Source organism: Shinella sp. 1A1, from assembly GCF_055379515.1.
On the sequence record NZ_AP039671.1, the window covers coordinates 1,968,249 to 1,984,052 of the forward strand.

At 66.1% G+C, this 15,804-nt stretch carries 13 protein-coding genes; 9 read left to right on the forward strand and 4 right to left on the reverse strand.

What is annotated here, in order from left to right:
* The first annotated feature begins 64 nt into the window (after positions 1-64).
* The gene (locus ACZ48C_RS09775) at positions 65-466 is read left to right on the forward strand and encodes a ketosteroid isomerase-related protein (protein WP_119255971.1); all 402 of its coding nucleotides are present in this window, start codon (positions 65-67) and stop codon (positions 464-466) included.
* Here ACZ48C_RS09775 and ACZ48C_RS09780 read toward each other — a convergent pair.
* Positions 451-1,857 carry a serine hydrolase domain-containing protein gene (locus ACZ48C_RS09780; RefSeq protein WP_464780978.1) on the reverse strand — a complete coding sequence of 469 codons (1,407 nt, stop codon included), beginning with the start codon at positions 1,855-1,857 and terminating at the stop codon, positions 451-453. The genes ACZ48C_RS09775 and ACZ48C_RS09780 overlap by 16 nt on opposite strands.
* Before the next feature lie 232 nt (positions 1,858-2,089).
* Here ACZ48C_RS09780 and ACZ48C_RS09785 point away from each other — a divergent pair, with 232 nt between their 5' ends.
* The 4 genes from ACZ48C_RS09785 to ACZ48C_RS09800 all read left to right on the forward strand — a co-directional run bounded on the left by ACZ48C_RS09785 (position 2,090) and on the right by ACZ48C_RS09800 (position 6,111).
* Entirely contained in the window at positions 2,090-2,752 is a 663-nt protein-coding gene (locus ACZ48C_RS09785) for an outer membrane protein (RefSeq protein ID WP_119255969.1), read from the forward strand.
* A gap of 156 nt (positions 2,753-2,908) precedes the next feature.
* A complete protein-coding gene (locus ACZ48C_RS09790; RefSeq protein ID WP_318909398.1) occupies positions 2,909-3,688 on the forward strand; it encodes a glycoside hydrolase family 25 protein in 780 nt (259 codons plus the stop codon).
* Between the two features lie 156 nt (positions 3,689-3,844).
* Complete coding sequence (locus tag ACZ48C_RS09795; RefSeq protein ID WP_119255967.1) at positions 3,845-5,041, forward strand: lytic murein transglycosylase; 1,197 nt, start codon at positions 3,845-3,847, stop codon at positions 5,039-5,041.
* Positions 5,042-5,175: 134 nt separating this feature from the next.
* The gene (locus tag ACZ48C_RS09800) at positions 5,176-6,111 is read left to right on the forward strand and encodes a DMT family transporter (protein ID WP_424546601.1); all 936 of its coding nucleotides are present in this window, start codon (positions 5,176-5,178) and stop codon (positions 6,109-6,111) included.
* Between the two features lie 498 nt (positions 6,112-6,609).
* On the opposite strand, the gene metF is transcribed toward ACZ48C_RS09800, so the two are convergent.
* The 3 genes from metF to ettA form a co-directional block, all read right to left on the reverse strand.
* Positions 6,610-7,512: a methylenetetrahydrofolate reductase [NAD(P)H] gene (metF, locus tag ACZ48C_RS09805; protein ID WP_424546582.1), complete on the reverse strand. Its 903-nt coding sequence runs from the start codon at positions 7,510-7,512 to the stop codon at positions 6,610-6,612.
* Between the two features lies 1 nt (position 7,513).
* Entirely contained in the window at positions 7,514-8,521 is a 1,008-nt protein-coding gene (locus ACZ48C_RS09810; protein WP_313192737.1) for an ArsR/SmtB family transcription factor, read from the reverse strand.
* 322 nt (positions 8,522-8,843) lie between these two features.
* A complete protein-coding gene (ettA, locus tag ACZ48C_RS09815; protein WP_464780979.1) occupies positions 8,844-10,493 on the reverse strand; it encodes an energy-dependent translational throttle protein EttA in 1,650 nt (549 codons plus the stop codon).
* Positions 10,494-10,716: 223 nt separating this feature from the next.
* On the opposite strand from ettA, the gene ACZ48C_RS09820 reads away from it, so the two are divergent.
* The 4 genes from ACZ48C_RS09820 to ACZ48C_RS09835 all read left to right on the forward strand — a co-directional run bounded on the left by ACZ48C_RS09820 (position 10,717) and on the right by ACZ48C_RS09835 (position 15,643).
* Positions 10,717-11,676, forward strand: coding sequence for an alpha/beta hydrolase (locus tag ACZ48C_RS09820; RefSeq protein ID WP_464780980.1), 960 nt, complete (start codon positions 10,717-10,719; stop codon positions 11,674-11,676).
* A complete protein-coding gene (locus ACZ48C_RS09825; RefSeq protein ID WP_464780981.1) occupies positions 11,673-12,617 on the forward strand; it encodes a DMT family transporter in 945 nt (314 codons plus the stop codon). The genes ACZ48C_RS09820 and ACZ48C_RS09825 overlap by 4 nt, the downstream gene beginning before the upstream one ends.
* A gap of 183 nt (positions 12,618-12,800) precedes the next feature.
* Positions 12,801-13,997 carry a succinate--glutarate CoA-transferase gene (gene caiB / locus ACZ48C_RS09830; RefSeq protein ID WP_464780982.1) on the forward strand — a complete coding sequence of 399 codons (1,197 nt, stop codon included), beginning with the start codon at positions 12,801-12,803 and terminating at the stop codon, positions 13,995-13,997.
* Entirely contained in the window at positions 13,994-15,643 is a 1,650-nt protein-coding gene (locus ACZ48C_RS09835; protein WP_464780983.1) for a thiamine pyrophosphate-binding protein, read from the forward strand. Before caiB ends, ACZ48C_RS09835 begins: the two co-directional genes overlap by 4 nt.
* The last annotated feature ends 161 nt before the right edge of the window (positions 15,644-15,804 follow it).

The window sequence follows — 15,804 nt, forward strand, 5'->3', positions numbered from 1 at the left end:
AGGGCTTGAACAATGCTATAAGGCGATCGGGTTTCGGTCTTGCGACAACGATATGAGGGATGACATGCCAGCAAAAGAGACGATCCGCGCCTATTACGACGCTTTCAACAGGCAGGACATGGAGGCCTTCCTTAATCTCTTGCATGACGATGTCGTCCACGACATCAACCAGGGCGGACGTCAGGTCGGCAAGGACGCCTTCCGCGATTTCATGGCGCATATGAATCGCTGCTACCGCGAGACGCTGACGGACATGGTCATCATGTCGAGCGACGACGGTGCGCGCGGGGCGGCCGAATTCGTCGTCAACGGCCAGTATCTCGTCACCGACGAGGGCCTGCCGGAAGCGAACGGCCAGACCTATGTCCTGCCCGCCGGCGCCTTCTTCGAGATCCGCGACGGCAAGGTCGCGCGCATCTCCAACACCTACAATCTCAACGACTGGATCGCTCAGGTCGGCGCCTGACCGGCCTGAAGCTTCGACGCATCCAGCGCGTCGAGGATGCTTTTGACCAGCGGCTGGGGCCGATAGCCGAGTTTCGACGGCGTCAGCCCCAGCCGGATCACCGCAAGCCCGCGCGAGGGGATGATCGCCGCCGACTGGCCGTCATGCCCGAGGATCCAGAAGGCGTCCTCCGGAAGACCGTAATCCGCGTCGCGCTTTTCGCCCGGCCCGTTCGTCCAGGTCTGCATATGGCTGTAGATGCCGCCCGATGCCTTGCTGGGCGCCGCCATCGCCGCGACGAAGCCCTGCGGCAGCAGCCGGCTTCCCTTCCAGACGCCGTCGTTCAGCAGCAGTAGCGAGAACCGCGCCCAGTCGCGCGCCGTCGCATACATGTAGGACGAGCCGACGAAGATGCCCGTCTCGTCGGGCTCCATGACGGCACTCGCCATGCCGAGCGGGCCGAACAGGGCCCGCGCGGGGAAGGAAAGCGCCTGCACGCGCCCGCCGAGCGCGCCCATCCAGAACCGTGAAAGCAGGACGGCCGTGCCGCTCGAATAGTTGAACGCCTCGCCCGGATTGGCCGCCAGCGGCTGTGAGATCGCAAAGCGCGACATGTCGGGCTCGAGGAACAGCATGCGCGTGACATCCGTGACGGAGCCGTAGTCCTCGTTGAAGGCAAGCCCGCTCTCCATGGCGAGGAGCTGGCCGAGCGTGATGGTCGAGCGCGCATCCCCGCGCCATTCCGTGAAGAGACCGGCCATGTCGGGCGACAGTGCGCCCGCCAGCATCAGCCGGCCGATCAGCGCGGCATTGACGGTCTTGGTCATCGACCAGCCGAGGAGCGGCGTCGCCGCGGAAAATCCGTCGCCATAGGCCTCGGCGACGATGCGCCCGTCATGCACCACGACGATCGCCCGCATGCCCGGCCCGGCAAGCGCCGGATCGACGAGGAGAGCGGCAAGACGCGCGTCCGGCGTCACCGCCTCGCCGTCCGGCCAGGTGGTGGCGGGATCGCCCGCCGCGATCTTCGGCAGGGGCACGTCGGAGACCGCCTGCTGCGCCGCGCGGAAATCACCGTCCGGCACACCGGAGCAGCCGAATCCCTCGTGCCAGGCGGCATAGCCCGGCGCGAAGAGGCCGAGGAGATGCGTCGTCACCGTCTTTTCCTTGAAGTCGACGTCCTGCCGCATCAGCTTCAGCAGCGGATGGCCGGGCGCCTGCACGTCCTCGGCCAGCACCTTTGACGGGTCGCGCCCGGCGACGAAGACATTGGAGCAGACGATCTTGGCCGCATAGCCCGAACCGACGCTGAGCAGCGAGGGCGGCGATACGATGAGCCAGCTCGCCCCCACCACAAGGACAAGGGCAAGGACGGTCAGCGCCCAAGCGGCCAGCCTTTGCAATCGTCTCATCGCGGCCTCTCCTTCGGCAGGAGACAAGCAGGATTCCCCTGTCATGAAAAGGCTTTTCGGGTCGCCGGCGGCAGGCCGGCTCTCCGGCCGGCCGGCCTGTTGACCGAAATGCCACGCTATCGCCCCGAACGGCGCCTATTTTTGCGGAACCATCGCCGGATTGGTGCGTTCGGGCGGTGTTGTCATTCGTGCGTGGGGCTTCGCGCGTCAAACGAGTGGGAAGGACCATCTTATGAAATCCATGATCTTCGGTGCCGCCGGCATCCTGGTAACCGCGGGCGCGCTGCCGGCTTTCGCGGCCGATATGGCCGTGGCCGAGCCTCCTGTAGAGACCCCGATCGTCGAGACGGCGGGCGTCTACGACTGGGGCGGCTTCTATGTCGGCGTGAACACGGGCTATGCCTGGACGCAGGGCGACTATACCGGCGGCGGCCTGCCGGGTGACCACAGTATGGACGGCTGGGCCCTCGGCGCCTTCGCCGGCTACAACTTCTTCAACAACGGCTGGGTCTACGGCGTCGAAGCCGATGTGAAGCACGACTTCAACAACGAGCGCTTCACGAGCGGCGGCGGACCCGTCGAATATGAAACGACCTGGGGCGGTTCGGTCCGCGCCCGCCTCGGCTACGCCATCGACCGCACCCTGATCTACGGCACGGGCGGTTATGCCTTCACCAATGCCAAGCTGACCGACCCGGGCGGCGCGACCGACAAGGAAACCTTCCACGGCTGGACCATCGGCGCCGGTGTCGAACATGCCTTCACCGACAATCTCGCCGGGCGCGTCGAATATCGCTACACGGACTACGGCAAGTCCGACGTCTTCGGCGTTGCCGGTTCGGATGGCGACATCGATTCGCATTCCATCATGCTCGGCGTGAGCATGAAGTTCTGACCGAGGGCCGGGGCGATCCGTCGCCCCGGCTTAACCTCCCGCTAACCGTAATTTTACGAAAATGCGCGATAGGTCATGGGACCCGTCTCGTGCGCTCCCCTTTACGGCCCGGTTCATTCGAGGCAGGATTGGTAAACGCGCAAAAACGGGACCTCCATGCGTCGGTTGATTCTGGCTCTCCTGCCCCTCGCCCTTCTGGCGACGTCCTGCTCCACCACGGATTACGACCTTGGCGTCACCGGCTCGCTTCCGCCGCGTTTCGCCGACAAGGACCCGCAGGATTTCGGCGCCCGCAGTCCGCACCGCCATCAGGTTCACGGTATCGACGTGTCCAAGTGGAACGGCGACATCGACTGGCAGGCGGCGAAAAAGGGCGGCGTCTCCTTCGCCTTCCTGAAGGCGACCGAGGGCACCGACCGCATCGACGGCCGCTTTGCTGAATATTGGCAGGGCGCGAAGACGGCCGGCGTCCTCCACGCCCCCTATCACTTCTATTACTTCTGCTCGACGGCGGATGCCCAGGCGGACTGGTTCATCGCCAATGTGCCGAAGGAAGCCGTGCAGCTTCCGCCGGTTCTGGATGCCGAGTGGAACCCGGCCTCGCCCACCTGCAAGACCCGCCCGCCGGCCGATGAGGTGCGCACGGTCCTCAAACGTTTCATGGACCGCCTCGAGGCGCATTACGGCAAGCGGCCGATCATCTACACGACCGTCGACTTCCACCGCGACAACCTCGTCGGGTATTTCGACGGCTATCCCTTCTGGCTGCGCTCGGTGGCGAACCACCCGGAAAACATCTATCCGGCGCGCAAATGGGCTTTCTGGCAATATACCTCCACCGGTGTCGTTCCGGGCGTTCCGACCAATACGGACATCAACGTCTTCGCGGGCTCGGCCAAGAATTGGAACAAGTGGGTCGCCTCGGTTTCCCGCTGACGCCGCTGGCGAATGCAACACAGGCGCGAGAAAGAGCGGCGGCGTGAGGCGCCCGCCGTTTTCTTCTTGCTTCCGTCACATTCATCTGAGACAGCCGGGCAACCGAGACGCCGGGCGATCCCGGATGACAGGGCAACGGACCAAGGAGCACAACGGATGCGGCACCCCCTGAAGACGACACTTGCAGCAAGCCTTGCGGCCTTTCTTCTGGCCGGCGGCGCCCATGCCCAGACGGCGCCCGCCTGCGGCGGCGACCTTGCCGCCTTCCTCGAAGGCGTGAAGGCCGAGGCGCTGTCGCGCGGCGTTTCCGCCGAGGTCGCCGACCGGGCGCTGGCCGGCGCGGCGATCGACCAGAAGGTGCTGTCGCGCGACCGCGCGCAGGGCGTCTTCCGCCAGACCTTCCTCGAATTCTCCAAGCGCACGGTCAGCCAGGCCCGCCTCGACATCGGCCGCAAGAAGCTGAAGGACCTTTCCGACGTCTTCGCCCGCGCCGAGCAGGAATTCGGCGTGCCGGGCCCGATCATCGCCGCCTTCTGGGCGATGGAGACCGACTTCGGCGCCGTGCAGGGCGACTTCAATACGCGCAACGCCCTCGTCACGCTCTCGCATGACTGCCGCCGGCCAGAAATCTTCCGCAAGCAGCTCCTCGCCGCCATCGAGATGGTCGGCCACGGCGACCTCGACCCGAACGGCACGACGGGCGCCTGGGCCGGCGAGATCGGCCAGGTGCAGATGCTGCCGAAGGACATCATCGAATTCGGCGTGGACGGCGACGGCAATGGCCATATCGACGTCAAGAAGAGCGCGCCCGACGCCATCCTGACGGCGGCCAAGTTCATCCAGCATCTCGGCTTCACGAAGGGCCAGCCCTGGATCCAGGAAATCAGCGTGCCCGACAACCTGCCCTTCGAGAAGACCGGCCTGCAGCCGGGCATGAAGGCGAGCGACTGGTTCGCGCTCGGCGTCAAGCCGCGCGACGGCGACACCTCCTTCGGCAATCTCGAGGCCTCCGTCGTGCTGCCGCAGGGCCGCAAGGGGCCGGCCTTCATGACCTATCCGAACTTCAACATCTATCTCGAATGGAACCAGTCGTTCATCTACACGACCTCGGCCGCCTATTTCGCGACCCGCCTTGCCGGCGCCCCGCCCTATGAGCGCGGCACCCCGGAGGAAGGCCTTTCCGAGGACGGCATGAAGCAGCTCCAGACCAAGCTGCAGGCCCATGGCCACGATGTCGGCAAGATCGACGGCATTCTCGGCTCCGGCACGCGCACGGCGATCCAGAAGGAACAGCTCCGTCTCGGCCTGCCGGCCGATGGTTGGGCGACGCAGGCCCTGCTGTCCGCCCTCTGACGGAAATCGGGTGGCAAGCCGCCGCCCGGTGCGATAGGACTGTCACGACCTGAGCGGCGCTGCCCGACCGAAACCGGGCAGCGCCGCTTTTCTGTCGCACCGCATCCGTCCGCCGGATGCATTCGGGGGGAATGATGCAACAGTCGCTTGCGGCCGCGCCGACGCGCATGAATATCCAGACCTGGGGCCTGCTCGCCCTTCTCGGCATGATCTGGGGCGGCTCGTTCTTCTTCGCCCGCGTCGCCGTCGCCTATGTGCCGCCCGCAACGCTGGTGCTGCTGCGCGTCGGCATCGCGGCGCTTGCCCTGCATGTCTATATCGCCGGCCGCTTCGACATCTATCCGACGCTGCGCGCCCGCTGGCGCGAATTCCTGCTGCTCGGCCTCATCAACAACGCCGTGCCGCATCTCCTGATCTTCCTCGGCCAGACGCAGATCGGCGCGGGGCTCGCCTCCATCCTCAACGCGACGACGCCGATCTTCACCGTGCTGATCGCCAACAGCATGACGGTGGACGAGAAGCTCTCCCCGCAGAAGGTCGCAGGCTGCCTCATCGGCCTTCTCGGCACGGCGGTGCTGATCGGCCCACGGGCGCTCGCGCCCTTCACCGGCGACGGCGGCCCGCCGCTCTGGGCGGTCATCCTGCCGGTCTTCGCCGCCATCTCCTACGGCCTTGCCGCGACCTACGGCAAACGCTTCCGCGGCATCGCCCCGCCGGTCACGGCGGCCGGCCAGCTCACCGCCGCGACGCTGCTGGTGCTGCCGGTCTCGCTCGTCGCCGATTCGCCCTGGCAGCTTCCCCTGCCCCCGCTGTCGGCCGTCCTCGCCGTGCTGGCGCTGGCGCTGCTCTCCACCGCCTACGGCTACATCCTCTTCTTCCGAATCATGGCCGCGGCGGGCGCCACCAACACCTCGCTCGTCACCCTGCTCGTGCCGCCCAGCGCCATTCTCGCCGGCATGCTCTTCCTCGGCGAGCGGCTGACGCCGCTCGGAATGCTGGGCATGGCGCTCGTCCTTATGGGCCTCGTGGTGCTGGATGGCCGCGTCTTCGCCCGTTTCAGGGCCGGCTGAGGCCGGTGCGGAGCATGGCGGAACAAAGCGCCTTTCCGGCCGTTTCATGGCAATCCGGCGGATTGCGGGTGCGGCTCGCGCCACAATGGTAAATGCACAATGTCGGCATTCGTCATCCGGTAGGGATTGTGATTTTTTTGTGGCGAGTACGAAAACGGAGGAAATTCAGCAGGTTAGCATTGTGAATAACGGTCCGGCGCGGGCCTGATGTTGCAACGCAGCAACAAAACACCTTTCCAACCCGCTTTTTTCGGTCGTAATATCGAACCGTAGACGCAAGGAGGTCAGCCATGGGACTCACACATTCCTTGAATGTTCTGATGATCGGTGCAGCGTTCCTCTTCGTCGCGACGATGATCTTCATCTGAGGCGGCACAAGCGAAGCAGAAAGGTCAGGGGCTAAATCGAGAAACCCTGCCGAAACCCATTCAAAGCAATGCATGGCCCCGGAGACGGCGCCATGCATTTTCATTTTCAGGAAGGGGTTTCAGGAAGGCGTCAGGCCGCCGCGCCCGCCGCCCGGCTGCGTTCCGCCTTCGCGAAGCCGACGCCGTCGCAGACCGCCGAGACCAGTGTCGACCGGTTCATCGTATAGAAGTGGAACTCGTCGATGCCGCGGGCGATGAGATCCTCCACCTGGCGGATCGCCAGCTCCACCGCGACGGCCGCGCGCTCCTGCGGCCGGTCGTCGACCGGGCCGAGGCGGTCGGCCAGCCAGCCGGGCACCGTGGCGCCGCACATGCCGGCGAATTTCTGGACCTGCGAGAGATTGTGCACCGGCAGGATGCCCGGCACGATCGGGATGAAGATACCGGCCTTGCGGACCCGCTCCAGGTAGCGCTCGAAATCGTCGTTCTCGAAGAAGAACTGCGTCAGCGCGCGCGTTGCGCCCGCATCCACCTTGCGCTTCAGCATGTCGACATCGGCAGCGACGTCCGGGCTCTGCGGATGCTTTTCGGGATAGGCCGAGACGGAGATCTCGAAACCGAGGCCGCGCAGGCCCGCGACGAGCTCGGCCGCATTGGCATAGCCACCCGGATGCGGCTGGTACGGCGCGCCGACGCCGCCCGGCGGGTCGCCACGCAGCGCGACGAAATGCTTGACGCCGACACCCTGGAAGTCGGCGACCACGGCATGGGTCTCCTCCTTCGTCGCGCCGACGCAGGTGAGGTGCGAGGCAGCCGGCAGGCCCATTTTCAGGAGATGGCCGACCGTCGCCAGCGTCGGCACCTTCGTGGTGCCGCCCGCGCCATAGGTGACCGACATGAAGCCCGGATCATAGGCGGAAAGCGCGCCGGCCGTTTCCCAGAGCTGGCTTTCGCCTTCCGGCGTCTTGGGCGGGAAGAATTCGAAGGACAGGCGAAGGGCCTTTCCCCCTGGCGTGACGGTCGCCGGCTTCATGTCAACTCCTTCTGCGGATCGCAATGGGGTCGGCCGCCTCCGCGCGCTGGTCGCGGGCAAGCCAGATGGTCACGGTGAGCGCATCGGCATCCGGATGCGCGGCTTTGAGATCGACGACCTCCTCGACGGAGAGCCCTGCCCGCTCCAGCCATTCGGACATGGTCTGGTGGGAGAAGCCGAGGCGGATATGAGCGTGCTCGTCGCGCAGGTGCTCCAGCGCGTGCGGGGCAAGGTCGATGATGGCGAGCCGGCCGCCCGGCGCCAGCATGCGCGCGGCCTCGGCGATCGCCGCCTCCGGCTCGTCGAGGAAGTGCAGCACCTGATGGATCGTCACGACGTCGAACTCGTCGCGCTCCAGCGGCAGATTGAAGATGTCGCCATGGCGGATGGACGCCTTGGTGATGCCGGCACGGTCGAGATTGGCGCGGGCGACCGCCAGCATGTCGCGGCTGGCATCGACGCCGACGCCGCGCCGGTAGAGCCCTTCGAAGAGCTGGAGGATGCGCCCCGTGCCCGTGCCGAGGTCGAGGAAGGCATCGACCGGCTCGGTGCCGATCATCGCCGCAAGCTTCGCCTCGACCTCCGCCTCGCTGACATGCAGGCGCCGCACCGCATCCCACTCCGCCGCGTTGCGGCTGAAATAGGCCTGCGCCTTGTCGGCGCGCACGCGCTTCAGCGCCCGCAGCCGCTCGTCGTCACGGGCGAACACCGCATCCGCCGGATCGATGGCGTCGAGCAGTTGCCGGGCGAGCGAAACGGCGACGCCCCCCTGCCCGAGGCGGAAGAAGGCCCAGGCGCCCTCCTGATAACGATCGACGAGCGCGGCTTCCGAAAGAAGCTTGAGATGGCGCGAGATGCGCGGCTGGGACTGGCCGAGAATGTCGGTGAGGTCCGTCACGGTAAGGTCGCCATGCGAAAGCAGCGCGAGAAGGCGAAGGCGCGTCGGCTCGCCCGCCGCCTTCAGGATCTCCACGATATCGTCCAGTCCGAGTTTCTGCATCTCGCCCATGATCTTTCCAATCAAGACATAAAGATATCTTTATGCGATTAATCGACGCCGCACAAGAGCCATTCCATGCCGCCGATCTTCCCATCAACAGGGATAAAGAAAAACCCCGGCGAGCCGGGGTTTTCAAGTGAACGACGATGGAGGGGCCTGCCCCTCATCCCGCTGCCGCGACCTTCTCCCCGCCAGCGGGGAGAAGGGACATTGCAGCACCGGCTTCCCTTTTTGGACGAAACTTCGCCACAGCCTCCTTCTCCCCGCTTGCGGGGAGAAGGTGCCGGCAGGCGGATGAGGGGCACTCTCCATCCGGCCGCCGCCCGATCCCTCACCGCGTCAGGCGCTTGTAGGTCACCCGCTTCGGATTGACGGCATCCGCACCGAGGCGGCGGATCTTGTCCTGCTCGTAATCCTCGAAGTTGCCCTCAAACCATTCCACGTGGCTGTCGCCCTCGAAGGCGAGGATGTGGGTGGCGAGGCGGTCGAGGAACATGCGGTCGTGCGAGATGATGACGGCGCAGCCGGCGAAGTTTTCCAGCGCGTCTTCCAGCGCCGCCAGCGTTTCCGTGTCGAGGTCGTTGGTCGGTTCGTCGAGCAGGATGACGTTGTAGCCGCCCTTCAGCATCTTGGCGAGATGCACGCGATTGCGCTGGCCGCCCGAGAGCGTGCCGACCTTCTGCTGCTGGTCGCCGCCCTTGAAGTTGAAGGCACCGCAATAGGCGCGGCTGTTCATCTCGTGCTTGCCGAGCTTGAGCACGTCGTTGCCGCCGGAGATTTCCTCCCAGACGGTCTTGTCGGCGCCGAGCGCGTCGCGGCTCTGGTCGACATAGCCGAGATCGACGGTCTCGCCGACGGTGATCGTGCCGGAATCCGGCTTTTCCTGGCCGGTGATCATGCGGAACAGCGTCGTCTTGCCGGCGCCGTTCGGGCCGATCACGCCGACGATGCCGCCGGGCGGCAGCTTGAAGGTGAGGTTCTCGATGAGAACGCGGTCGCCATAGGCCTTGGTGAGGTTTTCCGCCTCGATGACCACGTTGCCGAGGCGCTCGCCGACCGGGATGACGATCTGCGCGTCGCCGGGACGGCGGTCGGACGCGGCCTTGACCAGCTCGTCATAGGCCTTGATGCGGGCCTTGGACTTTGCCTGGCGGGCCTTGGGCGAGGAGGCGATCCATTCCTGCTCGCGCGACAGCGCCTTCTGGCGGGCGCCCTCCTCGCGTTCTTCCTGCGCCATGCGCTTGGCCTTGGCCTGCAGGTAGGCGGAATAATTGCCCTCGTAGGGGATGCCGCGGCCGCGGTCGAGCTCGAGGATCCAGCCCGTGACATTGTCGAGGAAGTAGCGGTCGTGGGTGATCATCAGCACGGAGCCGGGATATTCGCGCAGGTGCTTTTCGAGCCAGGCGATCGTCTCGGCGTCGAGGTGGTTGGTCGGTTCGTCGAGCAGCAAGAGGTCCGGCTGAGCGAGCAGCAGCTTGCAGAGCGCCACGCGGCGCTTTTCGCCGCCCGAAAGGCTTTCGACGCCCGCGTCGCCCGGCGGGCAGCGCAGCGCGTCCATCGCCATCTCGACCTGGCTTTCGAGGTCCCACAGGTTCTGGCTGTCGATGATGTCCTGGAGCTTGGCGCCCTCTTCCGCCGTCTCGTCGGAATAGTTCATCATCAGCTCATTATAGCGATCGAGGATCGCCTTTTTGGGGGCGACGCCCTCCATGACGTTCTCGAGCACGGTCTTGGACGCGTCGAGCTGCGGCTCCTGCGGCAGGTAGCCGAGGGTCGCGCCTTCGGCCAGCCACGCCTCGCCGGTGAACTCCTTGTCGAGACCGGCCATGATGCGCAGCACCGTCGACTTGCCCGCGCCGTTCGGACCGAGGATACCGATCTTGGCATCGGGGTAGAACGAGAGGTGGATGTTCTCGAGGATCTTCTTGTTGCCATAGGCCTTGTTGAGCCCAGACATGTGGTAGATGAACTGACGTGCCATGAAAACGCGCTCCGGATCGGACAAATTTGCCCGCTATGTAGGCGAATTCTCCGCCCGCGGCAATCAGCGAAAGCCCCGTCCCCAGCCGCCGCGCCCCAAGCTCCGGCAGGCAGGTGATTTCGCACGAAGAATAGCGAAGCAGGCGGGAAATCGAAAAATAGACGCCACCTCCCATTGTCTTCCCCCCGCAAATCGCGTTGACCTTTCCGAGGGAGGACGTGCCGTGTTTTCAGAGTTCAGGACGCTGAAGAGCCCGAGCGGGGCGACGCTGGCGTTGCGGCATGAGCCGGCGCGGGGCGAGGCGCGCGGCATTCTTCTTCTCAGCCATGGCCTTGCCGAGCACAGCGCACGCTACGCGGCCTTCGCCGGCCGCATGGCGGCGGAAGGCTTCCACGTCTATGCCCACGACCATCGCGGCCACGGCCGCACCACCGCGCCGGATGCGCCGCGCGGCCAGTTCGCGCCGCGAAACGGCATCGGGCGTGTCGTCGAGGACATGCGCGCCGTGCGAGACCTCGCCGTCGGCGCGCATCCCGGCCTGCCGGTCGTGCTCTTCGGCCATTCGATGGGCGGCCTGCTGGCGCTCGCCTTCGCTGAGGCGCATCCAGCCGACATCGACGCGCTCGCCGTCTGGAATTCCAACCTCGAACCGGGCGCTGCCGGACGGCTGGCGCAGGCCATTCTGATGGCCGAGCGCATGCTGAAGGGCTCGGACGTGCCGAGCGGGCTCCTGCCGCGGCTCACCTTCGGCGCCTGGAGCAAGGCCATTGCCGGCCGGCGGACGGAGTTCGACTGGCTGTCGCACGAGCCGGGCGAGGTCGACGCCTATATCGCCGACCCGCTCTGCGGCTTCGACGTCAATGTGTCGATGTGGCTCGACATCTTCACTGTCACCTATGCCGATGCCTCGGCGGAAGGCCTTGCGCGCCTGCCGAAGGCGCTGCCCATCCACCTCGTCGGCGGCAAGGAGGACCCGGCGACCGATCATGGCCGGGCGACACACGCCTTTGCAAGGCGGTTGAAAAAATCACGACTTGAGGATGTCACCGCGATCGTCTATCGCGGCATGCGTCACGAAACGCTGAACGAAAGCCCGGCGCTGCGCGATCCCGCCATCGACGCCTTTGCCGGCTGGTGTCGTCGGGTTGTCGAGGAGAGACGCCGGCTACCGGAAAAAGCATGAGCACGACCGCCGCAACGCCGCTGCGCAACGAGGTGAGCCTTGGGCTCTTCCTCATGGTTCTTTCGGTGCTCATCTCGCCGATCATCGACATTTTCGCAAAACTCGCCGTCACCGCCGTTCCGGCGACGGAGATCACCTTCGTGCGGCTTCTCTTCCAGATGACGGTGCTGGGGCCGATCTGCCTGATGCGCGGCTCGCTGTTCGACGTGAGCTGGAGGAAGATGGGCCTGCATGCCGCCCGCGGCCTGCTGATGGCCATCACCATGATCAGCTTCGTCACGCCGCTCGCCGTCATGGAGGTGGCCGATGCTATCGCCATCTTCTTCGTCGAGCCGATCATCCTCACCATCCTCGGCTCCATCTTCCTCAAGGAGACCATCGGCTGGCGGCGCTACACGGCCTGCGGCGTCGGCTTCCTCGGCTCGCTGCTCGTCATCCAGCCGAGCCTGCAGGAAGTCGGCCTCATCGCCCTCCTGCCGGTGGTGGCCGCCGCCTCGCTCGCCCTCTTCTTCCTGCTCACCCGCATGGTGGCGCAGAAGGAGGACCCGTGGTCGATGCAGTTCTATGCGGGCCTGTGGGGCGCGCTCTTCGCCGGCCTGCTCCTCGTCGTCGGCGGCAAGGCCGGCATCACCATGCTCACCCCCGTCATGCCGGATATGAAGCACACGCTCTTCATCGCGGGCGCCGCCGTCGCCGCCACCATCGCCGGCGTGCTCGGCGTCTATGCCTACCGCTCGGCGCCCGCCTCGACGCTCGCCCCGCTGCAATATCTGGAGATCGTCTCGGCAACGATCCTCGGCTGGTGGGTCTTCGGCCATCTGCCGGATGCGGTGAAATGGCTCGGCATCGCCATCATCATCGCCTCGGGCCTCTACGTCATCTGGCGCGAACGGAAGATCAACAAGACGGCGACCATTCCCACGGTTTCGACGCCGATCTGACCCAAGGCGCGCAAGGCGCACGCGGCAGGCATCAAGTCAGTCGAACCCGTCATGATGTCCGCCATGCGCCCCGCTATCCTGCCCTCCGGCTTTTTGTTATCCAAGGAAAAACGGGCCGGAACGCCCGGCGGGCACCATCGCGCGCCCGCCATGGTGTTGGAAATGCCCTGGAGGGAGCACAGGATGGACAAGTCGAACCTGCCGCTGGCCGGCATCCGCGTCATCGAGCTGGCGCGGGTTCTCGCGGGCCCCTGGGCCGGCCAGATGCTGGCGGACCTCGGCGCCGACGTCATCAAGATCGAGAACCCCGACGGCGGTGACGATACGCGCGCCTGGGGCCCGCCCTTCGTGACAGGCAAGGACGGCGAGAACCTTTCTGCCGCCTATTACCACTCCACCAACCGCGGCAAACGCTCCATCGCCCTCGACCTCAAGACCGAGGAAGGCCGCGAGACCGTCCACCGCCTCATCGCGACGGCCGACGTGGTGATCGAGAACTTCAAGGTCGGCGGGCTCACCAAATATGGCCTCGACTACCAGAGCCTCGCGAAGACGCATCCGAAGCTCGTCTATTGCTCCATCACCGGCTTCGGCCAGGACGGCCCCTATGCCGCCCGCGCCGGCTACGACTATATCGTGCAGGGCATGTCCGGTTTCATGTCGGTGACCGGCGCGCCGGACGGCGAGCCGATGAAGGCGGGCGTCGCCATCGCCGATATCTTCACCGGCATCTACGCCGTCAGCGCCATCCAGGCCGCGCTCATCCATGTCATGAAGACCGGCACCGGCCAGCATGTAGACATGGCGCTACTCGACGTGCAGTCCGCCGTCATGGCGAACCAGAACATGAACTTCCTCGCCTCCGGTATGGCGCCGGCGCGGCTCGGCAACGCGCATCCGAACATCTCGCCCTACGAGGTCGTGCCGACGTCGGACGGCCATATCATCCTCGCCGTCGGCAATGACGGGCAGTTCCGCAAGCTCTGCGGCATCCTGAAGCTTGCCGGCGTCGCCGACGACGAGCGCTTCGCCACCAACCGCGCCCGCGTCGCCAATCGCGGCGAGGTGCGCCGCCTCGTGACCGGCGCGACGGCGGCGATCAGCAAAGCCGACCTCCTCGAGGCCTGCGAGCGCGAGGGCGTTCCGGCCGGGCCGATCAACTCCATCGCCGAGACCTTCGACGACCCGCAGGTGAAGGCCCGGGGCCTGCGCGTCGACCTGCCGGATGCCGACGGAAACCTCATCCCCGGCGTGCGCACGCCCATCGTCTTTTCCGGCACGCCGCTCGTCTACGACCGCCCGAGCCCGCGGCTAGGCGAACATACCGACGCCGTCATGGCGGAACTCGAAACTCTCGAAGCAGGAAAGAAAAGCGCATGAAGACCGGTGGCCAGCTGATCGTCGATGCCCTCGCAGCCAACGGCGTCAAGCGCGTCGCCTGCGTGCCGGGCGAAAGCTATCTGGCGGTGCTCGACGCACTGCACGACACCAATATCGACGTCGTCGTCTGCCGCCAGGAAGGCGGCGCGGCGATGATGGCCGATTGCTGGGGTAGGCTTACCGGCGAGCCCGGTATCTGCATGGTCACGCGCGGCCCCGGCGCCACCAACGCCTCGGCCGGCCTGCACATCGCAAGGCAGGATTCGATCCCGATGATCCTCTTCATCGGCCAGGTGCAGCGCGACGCGCGCGAGCGCGAGGCCTTCCAGGAAGTGGAATATCGCCGCGCCTTCACCGAGGTCGCCAAATGGGTGGCCGAGATCGACGATGCCCGCCGCATCCCCGAATTCATCACCCGCGCCTTCGCCGTCGCCACCTCCGGCCGGCCCGGCCCCGTCGTGCTGGCCCTGCCCGAGGACATGCTGACGGACGAGGTCGAGACGGTCGAAGCGAAGCCCTACATGCCTGTCGAAGCCCATCCGGGCCGCAGGCAGGTCGAAGAACTGGCAAGCCTTCTCGAAAAGGCCGAGCGCCCCATCGTCATCCTCGGCGGCACGCGCTGGTCGCAGGAGAGCGTGAAAGGCATCGCCGCCTTCGCCGAGCGCTGGTCGCTGCCCGTGTCCTGTTCCTTCCGCCGCCAGATGCTGTTCGATCACCAGCACCCGAACTATGCCGGCGATTCCGGCATCGGCATCAACCCGGCGCTCGGCAAGGAAATTCGCGAGGCCGACCTCGTCGTGCTGCTCGGCGGGCGCTATTCCGAAATGCCCTCCTCCACCTACAGCCTGATGCAGAGCCCCTACCCCGCGCAGAAGCTGGTGCACGTCTATCCCGACCCGTCCGAGCTCGGCCGCGTCTACCGCCCGGACCTTGCGATCTGCGCCGCGCCGGAGGATTTCGTCGCCGCGCTCGACGGCCTTGCGCCGAAGACCGCGCCGCGCTGGGCCGCCCGCACCGCCGCCCTGCATGAAAGCTACCTGAAGTGGTCGACGCCGCCGATGGAAGGCCCCGGCGCGGTCCAGATGGGTCCGATCATGGCCTGGCTCGAGCAAAACACGCCGGAAGACACGATCTTCACCAACGGCGCCGGCAACTACGCCACTTGGGTGCATCGCTTCCATCGCTTCCGCCGCTTCGGCACGCAGGCCGCCCCGACCTCCGGCTCGATGGGCTACGGCCTGCCGGCGGCCGTCGCGGCCAAGCAGCTCCACCCGGAGCGCGAGGTCATCTGCTTCGCAGGCGACGGCTGCTTCATGATGCATGGCCAGGAATTCGCGACCGCCGTGCGCTACAAGCTGCCGATCATCACCGTGGTCGTCAACAACGGCATCTACGGCACGATCCGCATGCACCAGGAGCGGGAATATCCCGGCCGCGTCAGCGCGACGGACCTCACCAACCCCGATTTCGCGGCGCTCGCCGCCGCCTATGGCGGCCACGGCGAGACGGTGGAAAAGACGGAAGACTTCGCCGCCGCCTTCCTGCGCGCCCGCGCCAGCGGCAAGCCGTCGATCATCGAGGTGAAGCTGGACCCGGAAGCGATCACACCGACGCGCACCCTGTCGGATATCCGCGGCGGAAAGTAAGGCTCGGGGCTGGAAAGCCCCTCATCCGCCTGCCGGCACCTTCTCCCCGCAGGCGGGGAGAAGGGATATGCGGGACCGGTTTCCCGAGATCATGAACATAGAAGAGGGAGCGAGGCATCGCCTCTTGCCCCTTCGCCCCGCTTGCGGGGAGAAGGTCGCGG

Coding starts and splice junctions, on each gene's coding strand:
- ACZ48C_RS09835 (WP_464780983.1), top strand. CDS start 13,994: ATGAAGACCGGTGGCCAGCTGATCGTCGATGCCCTCGCAGCCAACGGC.
- ACZ48C_RS09810 (WP_313192737.1), bottom strand. CDS start 8,521: ATGGGCGAGATGCAGAAACTCGGACTGGACGATATCGTGGAGATCCTG.
- ACZ48C_RS09800 (WP_424546601.1), top strand. CDS start 5,176: ATGCAACAGTCGCTTGCGGCCGCGCCGACGCGCATGAATATCCAGACC.
- ACZ48C_RS09785 (WP_119255969.1), top strand. CDS start 2,090: ATGAAATCCATGATCTTCGGTGCCGCCGGCATCCTGGTAACCGCGGGC.
- ACZ48C_RS09795 (WP_119255967.1), top strand. CDS start 3,845: ATGCGGCACCCCCTGAAGACGACACTTGCAGCAAGCCTTGCGGCCTTT.
- ACZ48C_RS09790 (WP_318909398.1), top strand. CDS start 2,909: ATGCGTCGGTTGATTCTGGCTCTCCTGCCCCTCGCCCTTCTGGCGACG.
- ettA (WP_464780979.1), bottom strand. CDS start 10,493: ATGGCACGTCAGTTCATCTACCACATGTCTGGGCTCAACAAGGCCTAT.
- caiB (WP_464780982.1), top strand. CDS start 12,801: ATGGACAAGTCGAACCTGCCGCTGGCCGGCATCCGCGTCATCGAGCTG.
- metF (WP_424546582.1), bottom strand. CDS start 7,512: ATGAAGCCGGCGACCGTCACGCCAGGGGGAAAGGCCCTTCGCCTGTCC.
- ACZ48C_RS09775 (WP_119255971.1), top strand. CDS start 65: ATGCCAGCAAAAGAGACGATCCGCGCCTATTACGACGCTTTCAACAGG.
- ACZ48C_RS09780 (WP_464780978.1), bottom strand. CDS start 1,857: ATGAGACGATTGCAAAGGCTGGCCGCTTGGGCGCTGACCGTCCTTGCC.
- ACZ48C_RS09825 (WP_464780981.1), top strand. CDS start 11,673: ATGAGCACGACCGCCGCAACGCCGCTGCGCAACGAGGTGAGCCTTGGG.